This is a genomic window from Thermococcus atlanticus (assembly GCF_054657855.1).
Map to the genome: position 1 here is coordinate 1,648,869 of NZ_BAAHXX010000001.1, position 24,399 is coordinate 1,673,267.

Annotated in this window: 23 protein-coding genes; 16 read left to right on the forward strand and 7 right to left on the reverse strand. The window is 48.9% G+C overall.

Features of this window, described 5'->3' with window-relative positions; all coding sequences use genetic code 11:
* Positions 1-39: 39 nt before the first annotated feature.
* The 3 genes from ACYQ27_RS08805 (at position 40) to ACYQ27_RS08815 (ending at position 1,826) form a co-directional block, all read left to right on the forward strand.
* Positions 40-753 carry a PrsW family intramembrane metalloprotease gene (locus ACYQ27_RS08805; protein WP_456452714.1) on the forward strand — a complete coding sequence of 238 codons (714 nt, stop codon included), beginning with the start codon at positions 40-42 and terminating at the stop codon, positions 751-753.
* 22 nt (positions 754-775) lie between these two features.
* Positions 776-991, forward strand: a complete 216-nt coding sequence (locus ACYQ27_RS08810; protein WP_456452716.1) for a hypothetical protein — start codon at positions 776-778, stop codon at positions 989-991.
* A gap of 106 nt (positions 992-1,097) precedes the next feature.
* On the forward strand, positions 1,098-1,826 hold the full coding sequence (locus tag ACYQ27_RS08815; protein ID WP_460041489.1) for a hypothetical protein: 729 nt from the start codon (positions 1,098-1,100) through the stop codon (positions 1,824-1,826).
* Here the strand turns inward: ACYQ27_RS08815 and ACYQ27_RS08820 are convergent.
* Positions 1,795-2,550 (reverse strand): glycerophosphodiester phosphodiesterase family protein, encoded by a 756-nt coding sequence (locus tag ACYQ27_RS08820; RefSeq protein WP_460041490.1) that lies wholly within the window; start codon positions 2,548-2,550, stop codon positions 1,795-1,797. The two genes, ACYQ27_RS08815 and ACYQ27_RS08820, sit on opposite strands and share 32 nt — an antisense overlap.
* 28 nt (positions 2,551-2,578) lie before the next feature.
* Positions 2,579-3,370, reverse strand: a complete 792-nt coding sequence (locus ACYQ27_RS08825; RefSeq protein WP_460041491.1) for a glycerophosphodiester phosphodiesterase family protein — start codon at positions 3,368-3,370, stop codon at positions 2,579-2,581.
* Positions 3,371-3,461: 91 nt separating this feature from the next.
* Here ACYQ27_RS08825 and ACYQ27_RS08830 point away from each other — a divergent pair, with 91 nt between their 5' ends.
* From ACYQ27_RS08830 to ACYQ27_RS08840, 3 genes are all read left to right on the forward strand, one after another.
* Positions 3,462-4,778, forward strand: a complete 1,317-nt coding sequence (locus ACYQ27_RS08830) for an SLC45 family MFS transporter (RefSeq protein ID WP_460041492.1) — start codon at positions 3,462-3,464, stop codon at positions 4,776-4,778.
* A 127-nt stretch (positions 4,779-4,905) separates the two neighbouring features.
* Complete coding sequence (locus ACYQ27_RS08835) at positions 4,906-6,171, forward strand: MFS transporter (RefSeq protein WP_456397050.1); 1,266 nt, start codon at positions 4,906-4,908, stop codon at positions 6,169-6,171.
* Positions 6,168-7,031 (forward strand): alpha/beta hydrolase, encoded by an 864-nt coding sequence (locus tag ACYQ27_RS08840; RefSeq protein ID WP_460041493.1) that lies wholly within the window; start codon positions 6,168-6,170, stop codon positions 7,029-7,031. The genes ACYQ27_RS08835 and ACYQ27_RS08840 overlap by 4 nt, the downstream gene beginning before the upstream one ends.
* 28 nt (positions 7,032-7,059) lie before the next feature.
* Here ACYQ27_RS08840 and ACYQ27_RS08845 read toward each other — a convergent pair whose 3' ends face one another.
* From ACYQ27_RS08845 to ACYQ27_RS08855, 3 genes are all read right to left on the reverse strand, one after another.
* Positions 7,060-8,289, reverse strand: coding sequence for an ABC transporter permease (locus ACYQ27_RS08845; RefSeq protein WP_456453709.1), 1,230 nt, complete (start codon positions 8,287-8,289; stop codon positions 7,060-7,062).
* On the reverse strand, positions 8,286-9,173 hold the full coding sequence (locus ACYQ27_RS08850) for an ABC transporter ATP-binding protein (RefSeq protein ID WP_456453708.1): 888 nt from the start codon (positions 9,171-9,173) through the stop codon (positions 8,286-8,288). The genes ACYQ27_RS08845 and ACYQ27_RS08850 overlap by 4 nt, the downstream gene beginning before the upstream one ends.
* Before the next feature lie 83 nt (positions 9,174-9,256).
* Entirely contained in the window at positions 9,257-10,342 is a 1,086-nt protein-coding gene (locus ACYQ27_RS08855; protein ID WP_456453707.1) for an AAA family ATPase, read from the reverse strand.
* 664 nt (positions 10,343-11,006) lie between these two features.
* Here ACYQ27_RS08855 and ACYQ27_RS08860 point away from each other — a divergent pair.
* The 3 genes from ACYQ27_RS08860 (at position 11,007) to ACYQ27_RS08870 (ending at position 13,497) form a co-directional block, all read left to right on the forward strand.
* Complete coding sequence (locus ACYQ27_RS08860; RefSeq protein ID WP_456453714.1) at positions 11,007-11,726, forward strand: ATP-binding cassette domain-containing protein; 720 nt, start codon at positions 11,007-11,009, stop codon at positions 11,724-11,726.
* Entirely contained in the window at positions 11,716-12,666 is a 951-nt protein-coding gene (locus ACYQ27_RS08865) for a SufB/SufD family protein (RefSeq protein WP_456453706.1), read from the forward strand. Before ACYQ27_RS08860 ends, ACYQ27_RS08865 begins: the two co-directional genes overlap by 11 nt.
* A 96-nt stretch (positions 12,667-12,762) precedes the next feature.
* On the forward strand, positions 12,763-13,497 hold the full coding sequence (locus tag ACYQ27_RS08870; RefSeq protein WP_456453713.1) for a sulfite exporter TauE/SafE family protein: 735 nt from the start codon (positions 12,763-12,765) through the stop codon (positions 13,495-13,497).
* A gap of 2 nt (positions 13,498-13,499) precedes the next feature.
* Here the strand turns inward: ACYQ27_RS08870 and ACYQ27_RS08875 are convergent, their stop codons facing one another.
* Positions 13,500-14,225 carry an ABC transporter permease gene (locus ACYQ27_RS08875; RefSeq protein ID WP_456453705.1) on the reverse strand — a complete coding sequence of 242 codons (726 nt, stop codon included), beginning with the start codon at positions 14,223-14,225 and terminating at the stop codon, positions 13,500-13,502.
* Positions 14,179-15,153 carry an ABC transporter ATP-binding protein gene (locus ACYQ27_RS08880; RefSeq protein WP_460041494.1) on the reverse strand — a complete coding sequence of 325 codons (975 nt, stop codon included), beginning with the start codon at positions 15,151-15,153 and terminating at the stop codon, positions 14,179-14,181. The genes ACYQ27_RS08875 and ACYQ27_RS08880 overlap by 47 nt, the downstream gene beginning before the upstream one ends.
* Before the next feature lie 221 nt (positions 15,154-15,374).
* On the opposite strand from ACYQ27_RS08880, the gene ACYQ27_RS08885 reads away from it, so the two are divergent.
* The 7 genes from ACYQ27_RS08885 (at position 15,375) to malP (ending at position 24,369) form a co-directional block, all read left to right on the forward strand.
* The gene (locus tag ACYQ27_RS08885) at positions 15,375-16,460 is read left to right on the forward strand and encodes a sugar phosphate nucleotidyltransferase (RefSeq protein ID WP_456397110.1); all 1,086 of its coding nucleotides are present in this window, start codon (positions 15,375-15,377) and stop codon (positions 16,458-16,460) included.
* Between the two features lie 10 nt (positions 16,461-16,470).
* Positions 16,471-17,178 carry a phospho-sugar mutase gene (locus tag ACYQ27_RS08890; protein WP_456397040.1) on the forward strand — a complete coding sequence of 236 codons (708 nt, stop codon included), beginning with the start codon at positions 16,471-16,473 and terminating at the stop codon, positions 17,176-17,178.
* 148 nt (positions 17,179-17,326) lie between these two features.
* Positions 17,327-17,947: a dTMP kinase gene (gene tmk, locus ACYQ27_RS08895; RefSeq protein ID WP_456397042.1), complete on the forward strand. Its 621-nt coding sequence runs from the start codon at positions 17,327-17,329 to the stop codon at positions 17,945-17,947.
* Between the two features lie 96 nt (positions 17,948-18,043).
* On the forward strand, positions 18,044-18,490 hold the full coding sequence (locus ACYQ27_RS08900; protein WP_460041852.1) for a 4Fe-4S dicluster domain-containing protein: 447 nt from the start codon (positions 18,044-18,046) through the stop codon (positions 18,488-18,490).
* Between the two features lie 68 nt (positions 18,491-18,558).
* Complete coding sequence (locus ACYQ27_RS08905) at positions 18,559-19,566, forward strand: TDT family transporter (RefSeq protein WP_460041495.1); 1,008 nt, start codon at positions 18,559-18,561, stop codon at positions 19,564-19,566.
* A 338-nt stretch (positions 19,567-19,904) separates the two neighbouring features.
* Positions 19,905-21,779 (forward strand): phosphoenolpyruvate carboxykinase (GTP), encoded by a 1,875-nt coding sequence (locus ACYQ27_RS08910; protein WP_456453701.1) that lies wholly within the window; start codon positions 19,905-19,907, stop codon positions 21,777-21,779.
* 94 nt (positions 21,780-21,873) lie between these two features.
* Positions 21,874-24,369: a maltodextrin phosphorylase gene (malP, locus tag ACYQ27_RS08915; protein WP_456453700.1), complete on the forward strand. Its 2,496-nt coding sequence runs from the start codon at positions 21,874-21,876 to the stop codon at positions 24,367-24,369.
* Positions 24,370-24,399: the final 30 nt, after the last annotated feature.

Below are 24,399 nucleotides of genomic sequence, written 5' to 3' on the forward strand. Positions count from 1 at the left end.
TAATAAACCAGAAAATAGAATGGCCGGAATGGTGGTAACATGAATGTGCTGAGCACTGTGGTTTTTTTCGCATACGTACCAGCGCTTGTGATTATGTGGTACTTCTATCATCTGGATAAATACGAGCCCGAGCCCAAAAAATACGTCCTCGGGACATTCCTGCTCGGGGCGACGCTCTCAGTCGGCATAGCGTTCATACTTGAAACTTTACTGACCCCGCGCTGGATACGGGGATATGCCATTCTCCCTGCAAGCGCCTTCTACCTTGCTCTGGTGGCGGGTATCGTGGAGGAGCCGGCAAAGGCTCTCGCCATAAGGCTGCCCTTTAAGGCAGGCCAGATGGACGGCATAATGGACGGAGTTGTCTACGGTGTTGCCGCCGGACTCGGCTTTGCAGCAACCGAGAACATGCTCTACGGGCTGGGATACGGTGCCGCAATTACCGTTACAAGGGCATTTTTAACACCCTTTGCCCACGGCAGCTGGAGTGCCATAGTGGGTGTGGGGTACGGGTTAAAATCCGAGGGCAAAATACATTCTCTGACTAACTATTTCCTGCTTGCCATAGGCCTCCACTTCCTCTGGGACTACTACGCATTCATGAGCGCTGGACTTCCCCAGTACAACATCATGCTGATTTTCCTGCTCTTCATAAACCTGATTCTGCTGAGGTATTTCGTCATCCTCGGCCAGAGGGAGGACCTGGAAAAGCAGTGGTGGTACTGGTTTGTCGGGGGCAGGAGGAATGTATGAACTGATTCAGGGGGTATGATGAATGTGTGAGCTGAAAAAGCGCATTGAGGACGCACTGTTTGAAGCCAGGCCATATCTTGAATATTTTGACGAGCTGAGGGAAAAAATAGAGGAGCTGGAGAAAAAAGCTACCGATGCTGAGGCCTTTCTGCTTCTCCTCAATGAAGAGATTGAAGCTGCCAGAGAGCCATTCAAAACTGATTTGAGGATATTCCTGCAGAAGTTCGAAGGGATTTGAATTTTTAATTTTTTGCAGACTCTTTTCAGTAGTAAGCAAAATATGAATAGAAAAAGTATTTAAACCCCAGTACCGTAGTCCTTCTGAGAAGTCTACGGGTGGTAATATGAGGACAGCCCGCCTGCTGGTTGTTCTGCTGGCACTCATCGCACTCGGCTCCGTACTCCGGATGGAAGGGGGAGTTCGGGAGCAGGGGATTCCCTCCCCCGATGAGGTTATAGGATTCTATGAGGCAGCAGCAGGACACTTTATCGTGGGAAGCATCAAAACCGTGAGTATTGAAGGCAGTTCGTCCTCTACTGTACTCTCAGAATTCTGCGGCTTTGTTAATTCGAGCTCCCCAGAGGGAGTTCTGCTGCTCAGGAGCTTCAGGAATGATGGGAGCTACGAGTCCTACCGGGTTGTCAACTGGAGCGGAAAGCATGCAGTCTTCAGAAGGTTTCTCCGGGTCAACGGCACCGTCCTTGAGAATTTCACGGATAAACGACCCCTCGATAGGTTTCCCGATCCCATTATTTCATACCTGCAGATGGGCTTCAACGGCTCGAAGATTCTCCATGCTGAATGTTCGCAGGGGCTCTGTGTTTTGAGCTTTGAAAAAAGCTGGAGCCTTTCTTCAAAGGAGCATAATCAGACCTGGCACGTTTCCGGCAGGATAATGGTGGACAACATGAGGCCCGTGGAGGGCCGCATGAACTTCACAGTCAGCCATATAACCCCAGACAGAAAATGGATGGAGTCCACGGAGGTGTATTTTGAAATCACATACGGATGGGGGAGATGGAGAGCATGCCTCCCCGAACTCACCTCAGCCCCAACCCTTTCAGATACCTGATCATCCTCTCCACGTCATTCGCTATCACAGCATCGAAGAGCCCCTTAATCCTGGCCAGGTTATCGTTTTTGTAGAAGAGAATGTCGTTTTCAGTCCAGAGGATGACCCTGAGGCCCAATGAACGCACCCACCGGAGCGCCTGCATGGTCTTTTCAAGACCTATCAGGGGAATGGCCTCCATCGGAACATTCACGGACCAGAGCTTAAGCTCCTCCCTGAGCTGCGGTATCATCGGGATGAGTTTCTCGCTGTCAATGAGGAGACCGATTCTTATTTCATCGTTTAATTCCCGGGTTTTCCTAAGAGCTTCAAGCTCGAATGAGGATATCATAACCCTGTTCAGGGCATTGAACTCATCAACGACCCTCAGGCTTTCCCCAACCGCATCGACATCCTTTATCTCAATGTTGATGAGGGCATTTTCAGGCAGAACCTCAAAAACTTCCTCAAGTGTCGGGATATTCTGTCCCAGCCCGAGATCGGCCTTTTTCAGCTCCTCCATCGTCATTCCCTTCTGATTCCCCTTAAGGCTTGAAGTCCTGTCTATGCTCTCATCGTGCATTATAACTGCCTTTCCGTCCTTTGTTAGCCATACGTCGAGCTCTATCCCATCCGCCCCCGCATTTATGGCCTCAACAAATGCTAAAATGCTGTTTTCAGGATATTTTGACATGAAACCCCTGTGTCCAAGAACGAGAACCCTGTTCTCTTCCCAGCCTGCCATACATATCGCCTCAGATAGAAAGGGAGGTTTATCTAAAAAGCCTTTCCCTCAGAAATCTGGATGCCTTTGAGACATCATCCGAGATAAGAATATCGCAGTAGCGAATCAAGGGCGGCAGGTACCTGAATTCATCCTGCCGGTAGTTCCAGAGGGCTATTTTAACTCCGAGGGAGCGCGCCCATCCAAGGAGGAATTTAAGAGCCGGAAGACCCACATAATCCACGGCATCCACAGGCACGTGGAGGGAATACAGGCCGAGCTCTCTTTTGAGAGCTGGAAATCTGAAGAGAGAGCTCCACGTGATTATGGAAAAGCCAAGCCTTACCTTTCCATCCCCTTCCCTGAGGGCCCTCAGAACTGCAGGGTTATCGGCCGATATGATTACCTTTTCCGTATCCCCCGCAACATCAAGAACTTTCTCAACCGCCTCGATGTCCTTGACATCCACGTTAAAATATGAGCCCGGGAATTCTCCGATGAGCTCTTCGGCGGTGGGTATCAGCGGCCCGAAAGGATGCAGACGCCTGATTTCATTCAGCCGGAGGGCTTTTACATCGAATGTCTCCCCGTCTACCCTGAAGTATCTGTCGTGAATAACGACGAGTTTTCCATCTTTAGTCAGCCAGACATCAAACTCTATGCCATCCGCCCCGCACCGGAGGGCTTTCCTGAATGCAGGGATGGTATTTTCAGGATAAAACCTCTTGAAACCTCTGTGGCCGAGGAGCAGCACCTTCATGTTCCGGACTACGTGCAGGGGTTTATTTGGCTTGCGGCTTTCCGGCAGCATGGCGCCGGGATAAACGGGTTCTTCCCTCATCTAACTTCCCCCAGCACCCTCCAGCAGAACCACAAGAAATATAATGAATTAATGAGTAGATTTCTTACTGGCACTTGGAGGAGGGGTTAAAATGGATGCGGAGTTTAATTACAAAAGGATATTTCTGCTGGGCTTTGGCTTTTTTGGCATAAGCATCATATGGGCGCTCTACAACGCATATGTCCCGATATTCCTCCAGGAGGATTTCGGCCTGAATAAGGCAATAACAGGCGGAATAATGACAATAGACAACATCTTCGCCATAGTCCTGCTGCCATACCTCGGTGCCCTCAGCGACATGACGAGGACGAGATGGGGGAGGCGGAAGCCATACATAATGATAGGTGCTCCACTTGGGGCCCTGATGTTTGCGCTTATACCTGTTGCAAGGGCGCATGAAACCCTCGCCCTCATGATGGGCACGATTATCTTCATGAACTTCTTCATGGCATTATTCCGATCACCTGTTATAGCATTCATGCCCGATATAACTCCATCCGAAAAGAGGAGTCAGGCAAATGGTATAATCAACTTTATGGGCGGTTTGGGAGCGCTTTTTGCATACTTCGGAGGCAAAATCCTCTACGACATAAACTACGCCCTGCCCTTCTATGTCGGTGCTGCGATAATGCTCCTCGCCAACATCTTCGTTGTTCTGTTCGTTCCCGAACCCGAGAGGTACAAGAAACCTGCGGAGAAGAGGGTGAAACTCAGGCAGCTCCTCAAACAAACGAGCAGGGTGAGCTTTGGCGAGCTCAAGGAAAACCTCCAGGATGTTTTTGCAAGCAGAGAGAGAAGCCTCCTTTTCATGCTGCTCGCAATATTTCTCTGGTTCGTTGCCTTCAACTCACTGGAGACCTTCTTCACCAGCTATGCCAAGTTTCAGCTTGGAATAAGAGAGAGCACCGGTGCTTTCCTCCTTGGAATCTTTGCCCTTGGTTATATGGTATTCTCAATCCCCGGAGGCCTGATAGGGGGACGTATAGGAAGGAAGAAGACGATAAGCATGGGTCTGGTGACAATTATCGGTGTCATGATGATAACCCTCTATCTCGGTCTTCAGGCAGCGAGTGGAAGGATAGCCGTCAATACGGTCGTAAAAATATTCTCCGGGCTCTTTCTGATTGGAGGATTTGGATGGGGAATGGTCAACGTAAATTCACTTCCAATGGTCGTTGACATGACTACGGAGGAAAAACTTGGTGGCTATACCGGTCTCTACTACTTTTTCAGCCAGGCGGCGAGCATATTTGCACCTCCCGTTGTGGGTGCGGCCATCGATGTCACGGGCTATCAGTCGCTCCTCGTGTTTTCAGCGCTATTTTTTGTCCTCGCATTGATTTCACTCCAGTTCGTCAGGAGGGGAGATATAATCCGGCACAGCAGGGACGTGCCGGACATGGGCTGAGCCTTTTTTATTATTTCGATTTATTTATCGAATTAATACTTTATCTAATGAACCAATAAGGATAAAAACTCCAGGGGTTTAATTTTATTTTAGCCCTTGCTTGCTGAGGAGATATGGGGGTGGAGTCATGGAGAACAGAAAGTTTAACTGGGGCGTTGTTCTTGGTCTTTCGCTATTGGGCTTCAGCAGAAGCCTTGGATGGGCGCTGAATAAAGGGTTCTCATTTCCGCTGCTATCAGCGTACACCGAATCCGCGTTCGTGAAGGGAAGCATACTTGCCCTTGAAGGTTTTATCGGCCTCATTGTCCCTCCATTGTTAGGATATTACAGCGATACCCTGAAGTCAAGACACGGGAGAAGGAGACCTTTCATCTTTATAGGGGGAATACTTGCCGGTATTGCAGCCATGATGATTTATACAGCCTATGCCCTCGGCGTTCCCCTCCTCGGGTTTGCGGTTACCCTCGGTTTTCTCTATTTCTCCCTCCATCTATACACGGCACAGTTCAGGGCGCTGATGCCCGACACCATAGAGAGCGGGCAGAGGGGGAAGGCAAGCGGCTTCATAACCCTGTTTGAATGGGCAGGAAATCTCTTCCTCTTCGGGATTGGCGGCTACCTCGTCGCCAAGCACGGAACCGGCTACTGGGGGCCCTTTGCGATTGCCGCGGTTTTCCTTATAGGTGCCGCCCTGTTCGTATCCCTGAAGGTCAAGGAGCCTGAAGCGCCGGAGATAGAGGAGAACGAAAGCCTCGGAGAATATGTAAGGAGCATTTTCACAAACCACGACTTCCTGCGCTTCTACGTTGCCCAGATTCTCTGGTGGATGAGCTTTGAGTTCGTGGCGATATTCCTCTATGGAATCCTTGCGTTTATACTCTACGGGACAGCAACCGAGAGCGCAGTGGACAGGGTTACCTCGATGGGCCTGTACCTGATGGCGATGTTTAACGTTGCCGTCCTTCTCGGCTCGCTGCCGGGAGGATACATATACGACAAAATCGGCAGAAGACTGAGCATAATACTCGGCGGCTTCGTCTTTGCCCTGCCATTGCTCGGGGGATGGTTCATCCACACCAAGACCCAGATTTTCATTACAATCCTCCTTGCGGGAGTGGGATGGGGGGTTCTGGTTGCGGCCTCATATCCCGTCATAGGCGACCTGCTGACCAAATATGAGAAGGAGGCATTCACCGGCCGCTACTACGGTGTATTTGAAGCCACAAAGTCAATACCTGTTCTGCTGGCCGGAACCATCGGCGGAGCCCTGGTAGACCTGGCAGGAGGAAACTACAGGATACTCTTCCCCATGGGTGCCCTGCTCGTCCTCCTTGCAATGCCCCTAATATGGAGCATGAAAAGGCTTGAAGCCTCTCCGGAGGGAGGAATATGATTCCCCTTCTCCTGCTTTTTGTCCTCCTGCTGTTTTTTGTCTTCGCTGTGTTCGTGGCCTACAGGATGGTCTCCCCTCCTCGCCTTATTGAGGACTGGACACCGAAAGAGCTTGGCTTTGACTATGAGGATGTGTGGATAGAGACGAGGGATGGGCTCAAGCTTCACGGCTGGTGGATTGACAGGGGCAACGAGAAGACGGTGATTCCCCTGCACGGCTACACAGCGAGCAAATGGGAAAGGATTTACATGAAATCCATCCTGGAAATACTCCTTAAAGGCGGGTACAACGTTCTCGTCTTCGATTTTCGGGCACACGGAAAAAGCGAGGGGAAGCACACGACGGTCGGCGACAGGGAGCTCACTGACGTCCTCTCGGCCATAGACTGGCTGAAGGAAAACAGGGCTGATAAGTCCCGGAAAATAGGATTAATAGGATTTTCAATGGGGGCGATAGTCACAATAAGGACACTGGCCGAAGATGAAAGGGTGTGCTGCGGTATAGCAGACAGCCCCCCGATTTACATGGACAGGACAGGAGCGAGGGGGCTTAAGTATTTCGCAAAGCTTCCTGCATGGTTGTACAGCCTCATCAAACCGATTACCCTCTGGATAAGCGGGGGTAAAATCATCAGCATCATGGAATATGCCGGCAAAATCCAGAAGCCGCTCCTCCTGATAGCCGGTAAGAAAGACCCCCTCGTAATGGTTGAGGAAATCGAGGAATTCTACAGGGAAAACAAAAAAATAAATCCCAATGTAACCCTCTGGGTGAGTGAGGCCGCCCATGTCAGGACTATAAGCGTCGCCAGGGATCGCTACGAAACCCGGGTTCTGGAGTTCTTCGGGAAGTGGCTTTGAGCTTATCCCTTCTCTGATTTCCCAATTTTCAGACTTCCAGCCTTTTAACAGCCCATCCGTAAAGGAATACCGCTATCAGGAAAACTGCAGCGGTTTCCACCGTTATCAGGACAAGGCCAGAGGTTATATCCCCTGCGGGTCTGTGATATATCTCAAGAAGCCTGAAGTCCTTCAGGGCTCTGCCAAGGGCAAAATAGTTAACTATCGGCCTCGCCCAGCCCGGCACGATGCTTTCTGGAATCACTATGCCTGCGAGGAAGAGCAGGGGCATTGAGATGAAGTTGACAACAGCGGTCGTGGACTTTATGCTCCTCGTCGCCATCGCTATAGCCAGCCCGAGGCTCATGGAAAATACCGAGGCGATGAAGATTATCAGCCATCCCAGGGGGCTCGGCACGACTGTCTCGCCGAAAACAGCTCTGGCATAAGCGAGCCCGAAGATTATGCTGATCATTATGATGAGAAATGTTGAGAGCATCTTTCCCGCCAGAAAGTCCCAGGCGGTGGCCGGTGATGCGGCTATCCTCCTGAGGGTGCCCTTTTCGATTTCCTCAAGCGTTCCGCTTCCCATTGTTAGCATTGTTGCAAAGAGGAACTGGATGCCGATAAAGCTCGTTATGTAGAACTTTATCGGTGTTGGCGTTTCACCCGAAACCTCCTTCTCTTCAACTTCCAGCGGCTCGGCACTCGCTATGAGGTATTCCCTCACGGTTTCGGGTGTTACGTTGGGCATGTTCCTTGGAAGATAGGCCTCCATGTACCTGAGCTGGATTTCGATTCTTTTCTCCCGCATCCTCTTTTCCATCTCTGAGAAAAAGCCCATCAGGGTCCCCCTGACTATCTGATACTGCTGGGGATCGCTTCTGTCGAAATAAACATAAATTTTCGCCTGTTTTCCGGTGCTAACATTTCTGCCGAATCCGGAAGGGAATACAACCAGAGAGTCAATTTTGCCGTGTTTTAACGCGTCAATGCCAGCCCCCTGCTTTGAAAACTCCTCTATCTTAAAAACATGAACACCCTCAAGGGTTACGTTCTCCATTATCCCGATGACATCACGAGCCGTGAAAGCCGAGCTTTCGTTTGTGTAAACCACTCCGACGTCCAGGCTCACCGGGGGGTTGTGGCCGCCCCACATCGTCCCGAATAGCGTGATCCACATGAGCGGGAAGATGAATATCCAGAACAGGGCCATCTTCTCCCTGCGGAGCTCTTTCAGGTCTTTCAGAATTATCCCCTTAACAGCCCTGAGCTTCATTCCAGACCCCTCCCCGTCAGCTTCAGAAAAACGTCTTCAAGTGTTGGCTCCTCGATTTTTATGAGCCTTATTTCGCTGCCACTTTTAACGAGGGTTTCAACTATCCCCGGCAGGCTCTCCTTTGAGTTTTTAACGTGGATTCTTGCAGTTCCATCTTTTTCCACCAACCTGAATTCGCCCTTTAATTTTTCCAGACCCCTGAGGAAGCCCTCAATCATGATGACACTCCCCTCCCCGACCAGAGCCTTCAGCTCATCCGCAGTTCCCAGGGCGATGATCCTTCCCTCATCCATAACCGCTATCCTGTCAGCCAAGGCCTCCGCCTCCTCCATGTAGTGGGTGGCCAGAAGAATGGTCTTCCCCTCCCTCCTGAACTCCAGTATCAGCTCCCAGAGCTCCCTTCTCGAAGGAACATCAAGCCCCGTTGAAGGCTCATCGAGGATGAGGATTTTTGGATCATAGAGCAGTGATATTGCCAGATTCAGCCTTCTCCTGAAGCCTCCGCTTAACTCCTTAGCCCTCTTTTTCCTTGGAAGGGCAAAGCGCTCTATCAGCTCATATATCCTCTCCTTCGGAGCATCATAGAGGTCAGCGTAGAACTTCAGGTTCTCCTCCACTGTCAGCAGCTCGTAGGAGATGCTCTCCTGTGGAACATAACCTATGAATCTTGCGGTTTTCTTGCTGAGCTTCCTGCCGAAGATCCTTATCTCGCCGCCGTCATATCCAAGCCCCTCGGCGAGAATCCTTATCAGGGTTGTCTTCCCCGCTCCATTTGGTCCGAGAAGGGCAAAAATCTCCCCGTCCTCAACTTCAAGGTCTATACCCCTGAGGGCGAGAAAGCCGCCGTAGCTCTTCCTCAGCCCTTTAATTTCAATAGCGTTCATCAGCTCACCCAGATAGCATAGGGCATGGTTATATATAATACCAGTCCAAATTCTGAATTTCAGAAAAATATTCTGAGAGACATCTACCGGTTCATTCTTAGGGCTTTTTCAAAAATTGGATCTGCAATTGTATATTTTCCTTTTTCTTTTTTTATCCACCCTAGTTTAGTTAGGTACTCTAACTCTGTTTCGAGCTTCCTATGTAATGTTATTCCCTGAGCATTTAAATACCCCTGAAGCGTTTCTAAGGTATTATGTCCAAGAACAATCCCTTTTATAATTTGTTCGTATGAGGGAGATTGTTCTTTCAAGTATCTGAGTTCTCCATCTACAAGCACAGCTTTTGCTTTGCTTAATGTATGTTTAATAGCATTTTCAAAATTACTCTCTTTCCTCTTCAACCCAAATTCGACTAACCAACCAGGAATACCTCCCAAAATATTCACAGCTTGTTCAATCTCATCAATGGGAATTGACATTCCAAGCTCGTTAAATCCTTCTTTTAAGAATTCTATAGAAGTAATCGGATCAAATGGGGGTAGAGTTATCCACTTTACAGGTCTATCAAATAAGGGGCTTGAGTAATTCTCTGTGTTTAAGAACCTATCAAGAAAACCTAATCTGGCCTCAGATAATATCACACGTAGATGTTCATAATTATCACAGATATGCCCAAGTAATATCAAAAACCTATTTGGATCTCCTTGATATTCCGATAAATATTGGCTCTCATCAAATGCTAAAATTATTGGGATATCCTTCTCCTCCCCTTCTCTATTCAACTTTGCTAAGATATCAATGAGTGTACTCTCATAGGTCTTGAATGGGTGAAATTTAACTCCTACACCAAGCAAGTTGAGAGTAACTTCATCAATTTCATTTAGTATTTTGCTTAATGAACTTTTCTTTTTCCCAAGTATCCGAATTATTTCTCCCACTATTTCTTTCTCTGAAAAATGTTTTCGGGCGTATGTTATTCTTCGAAAATCAATAAATATACCATCAGTTCTATGTGTGAATGAACATAAGACAGAGGTTTTTCCAACTCGCCTAACTCCAGTCAAGGCTATTATCGGAAATCTTTGAATTGCGTCCTCAAGAATCTCGAATTCTCTGGTTCTGTCAAATATATCTTCCCCACATTTAGGTTTGTGATCAAAGACAACCATAATAATCACCTGGGTACATATTTTATCTATGGATATTTTAGTATTTCGATTTTTTAGATGTATAATGTTAAATAGAATTCTGCATAAATGCCTCTCAACACTACAACCTCAGCTAACCCTCTTTTCCTCACCAATCGGAGTGGCTAACGCTCATCATCGGCAGGAAGAATATTCACAGAAAGGTTAAAAAAGCTTGCTCAAAAAAGAGGTGAGGGATGACGAACGTTTACCGGTCTGAGCTGTGATGAGATCGGCACTGACCGACCGTTCTGGTTGTCCGCTACTTTTGGCAATCATGGCGGATAACCTTCTACCCTGCTCATCAGCCGGCTTTCGGGGCCTCACATCTTCCGTTTTCAGTCCCCCATTCGGGCTTAAAACCCCACATACCGGGGACCACAACACCACTCAAGAATAAACTCCAAAACTATTTCTTAAAAATTACGGAAAACAGCAGAATTCAAATGCTCCAATTGTTACCATCTACAAAACAGCCCCTTCAGAGAGCACCATTCCCTGGAAACGGTGATTGGCCCGTCTCAGTTGACCATCAAGTATGTCCCGGTCGCAGGTATGTTATCAAAACATAACACATGTTCTCAGGGATGGGCAAAAGCGTTCAAAAAACTTTAAATTCTTTTCATAAGAGGAATTTGCGATGTCCATATTGTATCTGAGAAACGTCACATATTCGGCAGATGGCAGGAGCATATTGGATGATATTAATATGAGTTTCAGAGAGGGCTTAAGCTATTCCATCCTGGGGCCCAATGGGGCCGGAAAAACCACAATAGCCCTAATTTTGATGGGAGTAATTAAACCGAGCGAGGGAAAGGTTCTGCTCGGAGAAAGAGATATAACAAACCTTGGGGTAACGGAGAGGGCAAAGCTTGGCATTACCCTCCTCTGGCAGGAACCGGCACGATATGAAGGGATAAATGTCAGAGAATACCTCACACTCGGAGGGAAGCTGAAGGTGAGTGAAAGGGAGGTCAGTGAGGTTCTGGACATTGTTGGACTACCCCACGAAATCTATCTCGCCCGCTTTGTGGATAAAAGCCTGAGTGGAGGTGAGAGGAAAAGGATTGAGCTTGCCTCTCTGCTTCTCCTGAAGCCGAGGTACGCCATCCTCGATGAGCCCGACTCAGGATTGGATATAACATCAGGAGAGCTGCTTGAAAGGGTTATAGAATATCTAAACAGGGAAAAGAGCACCGTGATTTTAATTACCCACCATGAGAATATTGCGAGAAAGACAGATTTCAGCTACTTTGTATGCGGGGGGAAGCTTGTAAGGAAGGGCTTCTCGGAGGAAGTCATTGCATATTACAGGATGGCGTGCGGGAAGTGCCCCCTGCTGGAAGTGGTGAAAAATGGTCATTAAAATCGACCGAGTCAGGGAATATGAAGCACTTGTGAAGATATACGAGAAGGAGGGCTTAGACACATCTCTCTTTGGGGATAAAATAGCGGCGATAATAATAAGCGGTGATCGGATAATAGGCCTCAACAATGTTCGGGGGGTTGAGATAAAGGGGAAGGAGATTGAGAGCGGCGTAAGTGCCGATATCAGGATAGCCGACAACCTTAAACTTCCCCTTCCGATACATCTCTGCACAGGGTTTTTGAAGAATGAAGGCTACCAGAAGGTGGTTTTTAACATAAACGTTGGGGAGAACTCCAAGGTTAAGTTCCTCTCCCACTGTATATTCCCGCACGCAAAGAACTTCATCCATGAGGCGTATGCAAAAATCAGGGTTGGAGAAAAGGCCTCCGTTACCTATGAGGACGAGCACATTCACGGCGAAGGCGTGAGGATGAGGAGCCGGACGGAGGTGGAGATTGAAAGAGAGGGACGTTATACCGGCAGATTTTCCCTCACAAAGTATAGAGCAAAGGAGCTCAAGCTTGAAATGGAGGTTAATCTTGGAGATTATGCTGTTGCAGAGCTTTCCTCGAAAATTAAATCGGTCAAGGATGATTCCGTCGAGATCAAGGAAGTTGCATACCTAACCGGGGCTCACTCAAGAGCCAATCTTAAGAGCACCGCAATAGCGTTTGATAACTCGAGGGTGAATATCGTTAATGAAGCATACGGCTTGGGAGACTATGCAAAGGGGCACGTGGAGTGTCGTGAGATAGTTAAGGGGAATGCCGACGTTCAAACGGTGCCTCTGCTGAGGGTCAGGAATGATAAGGCGGAGCTAACACATGAAGCTTCAATAGGAAGGATAAGCGAAGCCCAGCTTCTTCAGCTCATGACGAAGGGACTAAGCGAGGAAGAAGCAGCTGAGCTGATAATCAAGGGCCTCTTGAGGGAGTGATCCATTTTCATATGAAAAATTATTTTTCATGAAAAATTTTTTAAGTGAGCTTAAACTCATTCGGATTGCCTAAAAACAAAGTAGGTGATGATACCAATGGATTATGCTTTAATTGCCCTTATTGCGTTCATTCTTAGTGTGGTTTTCTCCATAGGTGGCGTTGGGAGTGCGATAGCTATAGTGCCGACCATGACGTGGCTCGGCATCCCGCTGATGGTGGCCAAGCCTGCAGGTCTTTTTATAAACACGCTCTCAATGCTCTCGGCAACTCTCAAGAACCTCAAGGAGAAAAAGCTTGATCACCGCTTTGGCTTTCCCATACTGGTCGCAGCCACGGTTTCGGCTCCAATCGGTGCATACGCCGGAAAGTTTGTTCCAAAGAGGTATGTCCTCGGGATTTTTATAGCCTTTCTCCTCTACTCCGGAACCATGATGCTCTTCTTCAAACCGAGACCTCGGGGAACGGATGGAAACCACCTCGTGGAGGGCTCCATGATAGGTGCTCTTGCGGGCTTCCTCGGCGGTTTACTGGGTGTGGGTGGAGGTGGAGTGATAAGCCCCACCTTAATAATGCTCGGCCATGAACCAAAGAAGGTTGCAGCAACGACCGCTTTTGTGGTGTTCTTCTCGTCTCTGAGCGGTTTCTTAACGTACTGGGGTATGGGCACGCTGGACTGGAGGTTACTTGGCGTCGTTTCAATCTCTGCGATAGGAGGTGGATGGCTCGGAACGCACCTGATGCATTTCAAAATGAGCTCGGATGCTGTGAAAAAGGTAATCGGTGTTATACTCTACCTCATGGCGATTAAGATGATTATGGGCGTCGTCTGAAGTCAGGGAATGCTCCTCCTTATCTCATATGCCGTCAGCAGGAGAAACGCTATCGAAAGGAATATCATAACGGAGAGCGAAACCCATGGGCTGATGTAGGCTGCTCCCCTTAGGGAGTATCTCATGGCTTCAACCGAATAGGTTAGAGGGAGTGCTAGGGATATGACGCGAATAATCAGCGGCATCTCCTTAAGGGGGACGAATATACCTGAGAGGAATATCATCGGGAACCTTATGGCGTTGAAAACCGTCATCGTCTGTGAGGGATCCTTCAGCAGATAGGAGACGAGCACCCCGAAGGAGGAGAACATGAACGTCGAGAGGAGAACGTAGCCAAGGAGGAGCCATGGATGGAGGAGAGAGGCTGATGCGAGGGGGAGTATTATTGCCAGCGTTACGGCTGAAGACAGCACTCCAAAAAGGAAGCTGCTGAGTGTTTTTCCAAGGGCTATCGTGGTGTAGCTAACGGGAAAGAGAAGGAGCCGCTCGAAGGAGCCTATCTTTCTTTCAAACACTATCGATGCGGCAGACATTGACGTGGAGCCAAAGAAGAGGGCAAGTGCTATCAGTCCGGGTGCAAGCTCTCCAAGCCTGCCACCGCTCTTGATGGCAAAGGCCAAAGCAAATGATGCAGGAAATATAATTCCCCAGCTCATCGTGGCCGGCTTCATGTAATATTCCTTAATGTCCTTCTTGGCTATGTAGAGTGCTCTGCTTAGACCCTCCAATGCCCTCACCCTCAACGATTTTTAGAAAGACCTCCTCCATGTCTGCACTACGGAGGCTCATGAAGTTCACATCGATCCCCTCTTCCCTTAAAATCCGTGATATCTGTTCAACTGCAGCAAGGGGATTTCTCGCAACTATCCTCAGACTGTCCTTGTCAAGGTAGGCTCTAACTATAACTTTGCTGTCCCTTAGCCTTTCAATCAACTTCTTTGGATCTGAAACGCTGAGCTCTATGGTTTCGTCATAGGGCACGAGTTTCCTCAGCTCTGAAGGCTCCCCCTCCGCAACGATTCTACCCCTGTTGATTACGGCCACCCTCTCACTCAAACGGGAGACCTCGTAAACGTTATGACTCGTGAGGAATATGGTCAGACCCTCCTCCTTAAGCGCCTGTATTAACTTCCACATCTTCCTCCTGCTCTTCACATCAAGGCCAAGGGTGGGCTCATCCAGCAGGAGTATTTTGGGGTTATGGACCAGAGCTGCAGCTATTGTTAATCTCCTTTTAAGCCCCTTGGAGAGGTTTGCGAATTTCTCATTCTTTCTATCCTCCAGACCAAAGAACGCTAAGAGCTCCAAAACCCTCTCCTTTCTAAGTCTCTTGGGAACACCGTGCATCTCAGCACAGAACATTAAATTATCAAAGCATGTGAGCTCTGGATAGAGGTTTGATATGTCCTGAACAACCCCAATGGATGCTTTTACTTTTTCCGCCTCCTTTCTCACGCTGTGGCCGTTTACCATAGCGTCGCCGCTTGATACGTTCGTTAGCCCGCACAGCATTCTTATCGTCGTGGTTTTTCCGGCCCCATTGGGCCCTAGGAAGCCGTAGATGGCATTAAACGGCACCCTAAGATTTACGTGATCAACGGCCAAGAGCTTTCCGTAGTACTTCGTTAAATCCCTGGTAAGGATGGCGTATTCCATTATGTTCCCCACCTATTTTAGTCGTTCCCCCTATAATACTTGTGCTATTATCGGGCGTGTCTAAAAGTTGGGGTTGTTTCATGAGTGCTTGAAGTTTTTTGCCTGTCCGAGATGCCCAAGAAGACTTTACTCTCCATCATACAAACATCAATAGTTTTAGGCACGCTCCTGCATGCGCAAAGCATATTAATCAGAAAAAAGATAATTCACCGGTGCACACAATGCAGGCAGTGATTATGGCAGGCGGTAAGGGAACGAGGCTTCTTCCCCTGACAGTCTACAGGCCAAAGCCCATGATTCCCTTCTTCAACAAGCCGATTATGGAGTATGTCCTTGAGAAGCTGATTAAAGCAGGTGTGGACGAGGTCTTTGTGCTGACCGGTTATCTCAAGGAGCGCATAATGAACTACTTCGGGGACGGCAGCAGGTGGGGGATTGAAATACATTATTCCGACAGGGACAACCTGAAGCTCGGCACCGCAGGGGCCACGAGGAAGGTGGCGGAGAGAATGGAGGACACCTTCATAGTCGCATCGAGCGATGTGTTGACTGACCTCAACATAAGGGACTTCTATGAATATCACAAAAAGAAGGGGGCACTGGCCACGATAGCCCTCTCAAAGGTCGAGGATCCGACACAGTATGGAATTGCAATAGTAAACAGCGAAAACCGCATCATGAGGTTCAAGGAAAAGCCGAAGCCAGAGGAAGCCTTCAGCAATCTGGTAAATGCTGGGGTGTATGTTTTCGAGCCCGAGGTTTTTGACATGGTTCCAAAAGGGGAAAACTTCGACTTTTCCATGCACCTGTTCCCGAAAATGCTCCAGGAGAACATACCCCTCTACGGGTTCCCCTTTGACGAATACTGGAACGATGTCGGGAGGCCCTCAAGCTATCTGCAGGCAACCGAGGACGTCTTCATGGGCAAGCTCTCGCTGTCCCAGATAAGGGTGGATTCTCTGAAGGGCAATCTTGAGTATGGAGGGGCAGTATTCACCGGAAGAAGATGCAGGCTCAGGCACTTCAATATCAGGGGGTTTGCCGTGCTCGGGGATAATGTGGAAATCGGGAGAAACGTTAAAATAGAACGTTCGGTGATATTCTCAAATGTTACGATAGAAGAGGGTGTGGAGATTAAGGAGGCCATCATAGGGGAAAACGTGTATATCGGTAAGGGTGCTGTTATACAGCACGGGAGTGTTATTGGCGATAACAGCGTAATTGAAGAGTTCAGCAAGATTGGCTCGAATGTTAAAATATGGGTTGAGTCCAGAATTGGAAAAGAAAGCATAATACTGCCGGATTGAGGTGATAAAAATGGAGATATACCGCTCGGAAAAATTTAATCCCGAGGAACTCGCCCTTCTTGGAAGGGCCATAGGAACCGTGGCTCAGGGCACCATTATAGTGGGCAGGGATGGAAGGGCAATATCCCGCTACGGAAAGAGGGCAATGGTCGTTGGAATTGTAAGTACCGGTTCAACGATTATGGATGTCAGGCTGATTCCGCTCATAGCCCTCAAGGACTTTGCCCATAAGAAGGGCCTCCCGCTGGCCTACGTCTACTACTACAGCGGGGTGAGGGTTGAGGTGAGCGGCATTGATGCCGACGAAATAGAGGCAATCCTCAGGGGCAGGAGCTTTATAGAGGCACATCCCAACGACATCGGTGCGACCGTGTATTATCCAAACGCCATAGACGACTTCCTCCATGAGGTCTTCAAGCACTACCACTTCAAACTTGAGGGCAAGGCACTGGTTGACTGCATGAACACCCCGGCGGTTCTTTTCTTCCCGAGAATGAGCGAACACTTTGGATTTGAGGCAGAGCTTATCAACGATATGATGACGAGCTATCTTCCGCCGAAGCCACGGGAGGTCTTCCTCCAGAAGCTGAAGAAAGGAGGTTATTCCTTCGGCATGAGGTTCAGACCCGAGGGCATAGTGGAAATCTATCATGATGATGAAACCCGGGAGTTCGGCAGCATGTGGATGCTCCTCGAATACATGAGGAAGCACCTCTGAAATTTAAATTTCTTTTTCCCTTTCCGGGTTCCCTGCTGTTAATAAAATCGAAGCGGCTTTCGCCGGCCGGCAGAGAAAAATCCAATGGAAAGCATTAAAAATCCTCCTCCGGAGTCTATTTCAGCATATCCGCTTTGGAGGTGTCCCGATGTTCATTGTGATGGAGGGCATTGATGGTGCAGGAAAGTCAACCCAGGCAAGGCTGCTGGCCGAATGGTTCAAAAAGAAAGGAAAGGATGTAATGCTGACAAAAGAGCCCACAGATACGGCCTTCGGAAAGCTGATAAGGAGGCTTGTCCTTACAGGGGGCAGGGAGGGAATAATTGACGGTGCCAGGATAAGCCATGAGGCGGAGGCTCTCCTTTTTGCCGCTGACAGGGCGGAGCATGTGCACAAGCTCATCAAGCCCGCATTAAAGGCCGGAAAGATTGTCATCTCTGATCGCTACTTCTACTCATCCCTTGCATATCAGTGGGCGAGGGGGCTTGACCTTGAATGGCTCATTGACCTGAACAAGTTTGCAATCAGACCTGACCTGGTTATTCTCCTCGACCTGCCGGCAAAGGAGAGCATGAAGCGCATCAACGGCAGAAGCATAAAAACGGAATTTGATAAGATAGCCGAACTTCAGAAAAAGGTCCGGGAAAACTACCTCAGGCTGGCCGAAATGTTCCCTGAGATGAAAATCGTTAATGCGCTGGCTCCATTGGAGGATATACACAATGATATAGTCGCCCTGGTCGAGCATGAGCTTCTGGGAGCCCGCTGATTGTGGTACCATGTCCGTCCATAACCTGAGGTTTTCAATTTTTAATTTTGAAAAAATTTTTATATGAATCTTTTCTCATATAATGTGGTGACCGAAATGGGTGGAGAGGCTCCGGTGATCGGGAAGGATATCCTCGGAAGAACGGTGAAGGATTTCTCCGGCATGAAATGGTGGGGGATTGAGAGGAAGGAGATACCGTGGTATCCCCAGATAGACTACGAGAGATGCATCGGCTGTGGAATCTGCTTTATGACGTGCGGGGGAAGGGTCGTTTATGACTGGGACTTTGAAAAGATGCGGCCCGTAATAGCGAGGCCCTACAACTGCATGGTGGGCTGTGATACGTGCGCAAAGATGTGCCCGAGGGATGCCATAATATTCCCCCACATTGGAGTTTTGAGGAAGTACAGGGATGAAGCATTGGTGGTTGCAAAGTCCCGCAGGAAGCTTGAAGAGATACGGAAAAAACTTCAAAAGAACGGAGAAGTAGGAGAAGGACAGTATATCTGTCCTGAGAATAAAGAGAGCAAAAAGAAAGGATGATAACTGAAAGCATAGGTTCAGAAAATATTTAAAAATCTTCATATGGTGATTTTTTCAGGTGAAATGAAATGAAGATAAACATTAAAGATTTTGCCCCGAGCTGGTTTGCAAGTGTTATGGGAACGGGAGCTCTGGCGCTTGTAAGTAAAGTCTACTCCTCAAAGCTTTCCATCCTCGGAAGCGTTGCCCGGGGACTTACGTACTTCAACACAGCGCTGTTTTTTATTCTCCTGATACCATGGGTTTTGAGATGGCTCAAATACAGAAAAAACGCCATGGATGATCTCTATCACCCTCTCGTGTGTCACTTCTACGGAACCATAGCAATAGCCATGCTCGTTCTATCTGCCGATTATCTCCTCATACTTGGGGATAGTTCCATTGCGAGGATTTTCTGGCTTATGGGAATGCCTCTCACGATATTCTTCTCCTTCCTGATACCCTATTTAATGTTCATCCAAGAGAGGATAGATATTAAGAATGTTACCCCCGCGTGGTTTATACCCCCCGTGGGTCTCATAGTCATTCCTCTCAGCGGAGCTCCTTTGATGGGGACATTCCAGGGCTTTTGGAAGGAATTTGCGGTCACGGTTAATTACTTTGCATGGGGAGCCAGATTCTTCCTCTATCTTGCACTCTTTGCAATTGTCATGCACCGCTTCATTGCCCATGAACCCCTGCCCTGCGGAATTGCCCCCGCAATCTGGATAAATCTGGGCCCCATAGGAGCCGGAACGTCAACGCTATACATGCTCATAAAGAACTCTGAGTTCATTACGGTAAAAGAGCCATTCTTCGGTTTTGGTTTCATATTCTGGGGTTTTGGTGTATGGTGGCTGGCAATGGCGATAATAATGACACTCCACTACCTCAGAAGGCTCAACCTTCCCTACAGCCTCTCATGGTGGGCTTTCATATTTCCGCTGGGGGCATATGTGAGTGCCACCTTCAACGTCGGGAAGATTTTGGGGCTTAACATCATAATAAACTTTGGCTTTGCACTCTACTGGCTGCTCTTTGCCCTGTGGATTATAACCGGGATAAAAACTGTGAAACATTTGATTATCGCTGGATAATGGCAGGGCGTGCCTAAAACTATTGATGTTTGTATGATGGAGAGTAAAGTCTTCCTGGGCATCTCGGACAGGCAAAAAACTTCAAGCACTCATGAAACAACCCCAACTTTTAGACACGCCCCGCATGCAGGAGCGTGCCTGAAAGTTTGGAAAGCTGGTGATGATGCTTGAGATTTTTACATTTTTCTTTTGAAAGCCTCGGGGCGGGGAGGAGGTCAGATTTTTCAGAAAAAGAGTTTATCCACCTAACCCCGCAAACATCGACAATCGCGGATATGCCCGGCATGTGGGGAAGTATTTTTAAGTCGCCGGATAACTATCTGAAGGGGGCGATGTTTATGAACGCGCTCGAATACCTCGAAAAAAGGCTTGAAAAAGAGCAGTTTGAAAAGATTAAAGCGATAGATAACCCGAAACTCCATGACTTTCTGGCAAGGTATATTGAGCTTTTGAACCCTGACCGGGTTTTTGTATGCACAGACAGCGAAGAGGACGAGCTTTACGTCAGGTGGAAGGCGCTTTATTACGGGGAGGAGAGGCTCCTCGAAACACCGGGGCACACCGTGCATTATGACAGCTACTATGACCAAGCAAGGGATAAAGCAAATACCAAGCTCTTGGTTCCCGGAGGAAAAAAACTGCCCTTCCTGAACACCCTTGACAGGGAAGAGGGGCTCAGGGAGATTCATGAGCTCATGAAGGACGTTATGAAGGGGAAGGAGCTGTTTGTGTGCTTTTTTGTTCTTGGACCGAAAGAGTCTGTTTTCACAATTCCAGCGGTTCAGCTCACGGATTCCGCTTACGTGGCCCACTCCGAGTTTATCCTCTACAGGAAGGGCTACGAGGAGTTCAAACGTCTTGGAAGACAGGCAAGGTTCCTCAAATTCGTGCACAGCGAGGGCGAGCTCGATGAGAGAAAAACGAGCAAAAATCTCGATAAGAGAAGGATATACATAGACCTTGAGGATGAGACGGTCTACTCCGTAAACACCCAGTACGGTGGAAACACGATAGGCCTTAAGAAGCTCGCCTTCAGGCTAACAATCCGGCGGGCTGTGAGGGAGGGATGGCTCAGCGAGCACATGTTCCTGATGCGCGTCAACGGCCCCAACGGCAGAAAGACCTACTTCACCGGAGCCTATCCGAGCATGTGCGGAAAGACCTCAACGGCAATGATATCATGGGAGAACATCGTCGGCGATGACCTTGCCTTCATAGTGCCCATGAAGGGGGAAGCGAGGGGTGCAAACGTTGAGAAGGGTGTATTCGGCATAATTCAGGGGGTTAATCCCGAGGATGACCCGGTAATATGGAAGGTGCTCCACTCCCAGCATGAGATAATATTCTCGAACGTGCTCGTCAAGGACGGAAAGCCCTACTGGAATGACATGGGAGTTCCGATACCCGATGAAGGGGAGAACCACAGCGGCCGGTGGTGGAGGGGTAAGAAGGATGAAGAAGGCAATGAAATCCCTCCAAGCCATAAAAATGCGCGCTTCACTGTTAGTCTTGAGGCCTTCCCCAACGTCGACCTCGAAGCCCTGAACGCTCCCTGCGGCGTCAAGATAGGGGGAATGATCTTTGGAGGCCGTGATAAGGATACGTGGCCCCCCGTCAGAGAGGCCTTTAACTGGAAGCACGGAGTCGTTACGATGGGAGCCGCGCTTGAGAGCGAAACCACAGCCGCAACCCTTGGAAAGGAAGGTGTCAGGGCATTCAATCCAATGGCAATTCTGGATTTCATGAGCGTCCATCTGGGAGAATACATTGACAACTACCTGAAATTCGCGGAAAAAATAACCGAGGAGCCAAAAATCTTTGCGGTCAACTACTTCCTCCGCGACGAGAAGGGGAACTGGCTCAACCACAAGCTCGACAAGGCCGTCTGGCTCAAGTGGATGGAGCTGAGAGTTCACGGCGATGTGGAGGCCATAGAAACGCCCATAGGTTACATTCCGAAGTACGAGGATCTAAAGAGGCTCTTCAGGGAGGTTCTCGGCAAGGAATACAGCAGGGAGGACTATGAAAAGCAGTTCACTATAAGGGTTCCCGAGCTTCTGGCCAAGATTGAGCGCATAGAGAGGATATACCGCGAACAGGTTGGAGAGGTTCCCGGGGAGTTCTACAGAATCCTCGGGGAGGAGAGGCAGAGACTTATGGATGCAAGGGCAAGATACGGGGACTATATAAGCCCCTTCAGGTTGAATGTGTAACCTTTCTTTTTCTTAATTTCGTTAAATGCCGTTCCAAAACTCTTTTAATGTTAAACTTCTCATATCACTCAAAATGATACTATGAGGTGAAAGCATGGCCAGAGCTGTTGAAGTTCTAATCAGGAAAAAGCTTCCTCAGCCGATTAAGAATCTTGCTGAGATGGCATACAACTACTGGTGGAGCTGGAACAGGAGAGCTACGAAGCTCTGGGAGTATATAGACCCCGAACACTGGGCGGAGTTCAAAAATCCGGTTAAGCTTCTCCTCGATACTCCCAGGGAGAGGCTGGAGGAGCTGGTCAGGGATGACAACTTCATGGATCTCTACGAGCTCGTATGGGAGCTATTTAGAGGATACATGAACCCGGAAAGCACATGGTTCTCCACGAATTATCCAAAATGGGATAAACCCATTGTCTATCTCTGTATGGAGTATGGAATAAGCAAAAGCCTCCCGATATACTCCGGTGGCCTTGGAATACTCGCCGGAGACCATGTTAAGACGGCCAGCGATCTTGGCCTGCCCTTCATCGCTGTGGGGCTCCTCTACAAACACGGCTACTTCAAACAGGAGATAGACAGGAACGGCAGGCAGATTGAGGTCTTTCCGGAGCACAGGCCAGAGGAGATGCCCATAACCCCTGTAAAGAAAGATTCAGGAGAGCCCCTTCTCATAGAGGTTCCGATTGAGGACAGAACTGTCTATGCCCGTGTTTTTGAGGTCAGGGTCGGGAGGGTCAAGCTCTACCTCCTCGACACCGATGTTGAAGTGAACAGACCCGACGACAGGAGGATATGCGACTACCTCTACAACGCCGAGACTGACAAGAGGATAAAGCAGGAGATACTCCTTGGAATTGGCGGAATGAGGCTTTTAAGGGAGATGGGAATAGAGCCGAGTGTTATACACCTCAATGAGGGTCATCCTGCCTTTGCCAGCTTCCAGAGAATCGCATGGTATATGGAGAGGGGTTTAACGTTTCTTGAGGCCCTGAGCATAGTGCGCGGAACGACCGTCTTCACAACCCACACACCGGTTCCGGCAGGTCATGACAGATTCCCCGTGGAGGAAGTCGAGAAGAGGCTGAACAAGTTCTTTGAGGGCCTTCCAAGGGAGGAGTTCCTCAATCTCGGACTTGAGGGGGACAGCATCAACATGACCCTTCTTGCAATAAGAACGGCCAGCTACGTGAATGCCGTCAGCAAGCTTCATGCAGAGGTCACGAAGAAGATGTGGCAGGACATATGGGAAGGAGTGCCTCCTGATGAGATTCCGATTGACGGTATAACAAACGGCGTCCACACAAAGACCTGGCTCCACAACGAGATTAAAAAGCTCTTCGACAGATATATCGGGAGGATATGGAGGGAGTATGCAAACATTGAGGGTATATGGTATGGGATTGAAAGGATTCCCGATGAAGAGCTTTGGGAAGCCCACCTTGCCGCCAAGAAGGAGCTGATAGAGCTTCTGAGAAGGAAGATAATGCGCAGGAATGAGAGGCTGGGTATAGATGACCCGATTCCCGACATAAATGAGAACGCCCTTATAATTGGCTTCGCAAGGAGATTCGCCACATATAAGAGAGCGACCCTCATCCTGAGCGACCTCGACAGGCTCAGCAGGATAGTGAATGACCCGAAGAGGCCGGTTTATATAATCTTCGGAGGCAAAGCCCACCCGATGGACGAGGCAGGAAAGGAGTTTCTCAGGAGGGTTTATGAGATATCCCAGATGCCCGAATTCAGGGGAAAGATATTCGTCCTTGAAAACTACGATATCGGTTCTGCCCGCCTGATGGTTGCCGGCGTTGATGTCTGGCTCAATAATCCCAGAAGGCCCATGGAGGCAAGCGGAACGAGCGGGATGAAGGCCGGCCTGAACGGCGTCCTCAATCTGAGCATATACGACGGCTGGTGGGTTGAGGGCTACAACGGGAAGAACGGCTGGGTTATCGGTGATGAAACCACCGAGCCTGAGACCGAGGAGGACGACCTCAAAGATGCCGAAAGCCTGTACGAGCTGCTCGAAAAGGAGGTAATCCCGACATATTACGGCAACAGGGCTAAGTGGATTTACATGATGAAGGAGAGCATAAAGAGCATAGCACCGCGCTTCAGCACACACAGGATGGTCAAAGAGTACATGGACAAATTCTACTCAAAGGCAATGAGCAACTTCATATGGGTGACGAGGGAGGATTACCGCGGGGCAAAGGAGATAGCCTCATGGAAGAAGAGAATACTCGATGCATGGGACAGGGTTTCCATAGAGAAGGTTCTCCTTCAGGATGCGAGGGCGTTTGAGGCGGTCATCAACCTGGACGGCCTTTTCCCCGAGGACGTCAGGGTGGAGCTCTACTACGGTTTAACATCATCCGGCTACAATGTTGAGAAGGCGTATATAATTGAGCTCAGGCATCCGGAGGAGCTCGGAAATGGCAGGTGGCTCTACAGATACGAAGGCTCCGCCCTTAAGAACATCGGGAGCCCGTGCTGGCATTATGCCATCAGGGTGTATGCCCATCACGAAAAGCTGCCCCACAAGTTCCTGCTGGGACTCGTCAAGTGGCGTGGACTGCTTGAATGATTTCTCCTTTCTTTTATCTCCCTCCCTCAA

Excerpts from the sequence above, each read along its gene's own strand:
- ACYQ27_RS08810 (WP_456452716.1), top strand. The coding sequence starts at position 776 with ATGTGTGAGCTGAAAAAGCGCATTGAGGACGCACTGTTTGAAGCCAGG.
- ACYQ27_RS08830 (WP_460041492.1), top strand. The coding sequence starts at position 3,462 with ATGGATGCGGAGTTTAATTACAAAAGGATATTTCTGCTGGGCTTTGGC.
- ACYQ27_RS08905 (WP_460041495.1), top strand. The coding sequence starts at position 18,559 with ATGAAGATAAACATTAAAGATTTTGCCCCGAGCTGGTTTGCAAGTGTT.
- ACYQ27_RS08805 (WP_456452714.1), top strand. The coding sequence starts at position 40 with ATGAATGTGCTGAGCACTGTGGTTTTTTTCGCATACGTACCAGCGCTT.
- ACYQ27_RS08885 (WP_456397110.1), top strand. The coding sequence starts at position 15,375 with ATGCAGGCAGTGATTATGGCAGGCGGTAAGGGAACGAGGCTTCTTCCC.
- ACYQ27_RS08900 (WP_460041852.1), top strand. The coding sequence starts at position 18,044 with ATGGGTGGAGAGGCTCCGGTGATCGGGAAGGATATCCTCGGAAGAACG.
- ACYQ27_RS08835 (WP_456397050.1), top strand. The coding sequence starts at position 4,906 with ATGGAGAACAGAAAGTTTAACTGGGGCGTTGTTCTTGGTCTTTCGCTA.
- ACYQ27_RS08825 (WP_460041491.1), bottom strand. The coding sequence starts at position 3,370 with ATGAGGGAAGAACCCGTTTATCCCGGCGCCATGCTGCCGGAAAGCCGC.
- ACYQ27_RS08855 (WP_456453707.1), bottom strand. The coding sequence starts at position 10,342 with ATGGTTGTCTTTGATCACAAACCTAAATGTGGGGAAGATATATTTGAC.
- ACYQ27_RS08845 (WP_456453709.1), bottom strand. The coding sequence starts at position 8,289 with ATGAAGCTCAGGGCTGTTAAGGGGATAATTCTGAAAGACCTGAAAGAG.
- ACYQ27_RS08880 (WP_460041494.1), bottom strand. The coding sequence starts at position 15,153 with ATGGAATACGCCATCCTTACCAGGGATTTAACGAAGTACTACGGAAAG.
- ACYQ27_RS08815 (WP_460041489.1), top strand. The coding sequence starts at position 1,098 with ATGAGGACAGCCCGCCTGCTGGTTGTTCTGCTGGCACTCATCGCACTC.
- ACYQ27_RS08840 (WP_460041493.1), top strand. The coding sequence starts at position 6,168 with ATGATTCCCCTTCTCCTGCTTTTTGTCCTCCTGCTGTTTTTTGTCTTC.
- ACYQ27_RS08910 (WP_456453701.1), top strand. The coding sequence starts at position 19,905 with ATGAACGCGCTCGAATACCTCGAAAAAAGGCTTGAAAAAGAGCAGTTT.
- ACYQ27_RS08890 (WP_456397040.1), top strand. The coding sequence starts at position 16,471 with ATGGAGATATACCGCTCGGAAAAATTTAATCCCGAGGAACTCGCCCTT.
- ACYQ27_RS08820 (WP_460041490.1), bottom strand. The coding sequence starts at position 2,550 with ATGGCAGGCTGGGAAGAGAACAGGGTTCTCGTTCTTGGACACAGGGGT.
- ACYQ27_RS08850 (WP_456453708.1), bottom strand. The coding sequence starts at position 9,173 with ATGAACGCTATTGAAATTAAAGGGCTGAGGAAGAGCTACGGCGGCTTT.
- tmk (WP_456397042.1), top strand. The coding sequence starts at position 17,327 with ATGTTCATTGTGATGGAGGGCATTGATGGTGCAGGAAAGTCAACCCAG.
- ACYQ27_RS08870 (WP_456453713.1), top strand. The coding sequence starts at position 12,763 with ATGGATTATGCTTTAATTGCCCTTATTGCGTTCATTCTTAGTGTGGTT.
- malP (WP_456453700.1), top strand. The coding sequence starts at position 21,874 with ATGGCCAGAGCTGTTGAAGTTCTAATCAGGAAAAAGCTTCCTCAGCCG.
- ACYQ27_RS08865 (WP_456453706.1), top strand. The coding sequence starts at position 11,716 with ATGGTCATTAAAATCGACCGAGTCAGGGAATATGAAGCACTTGTGAAG.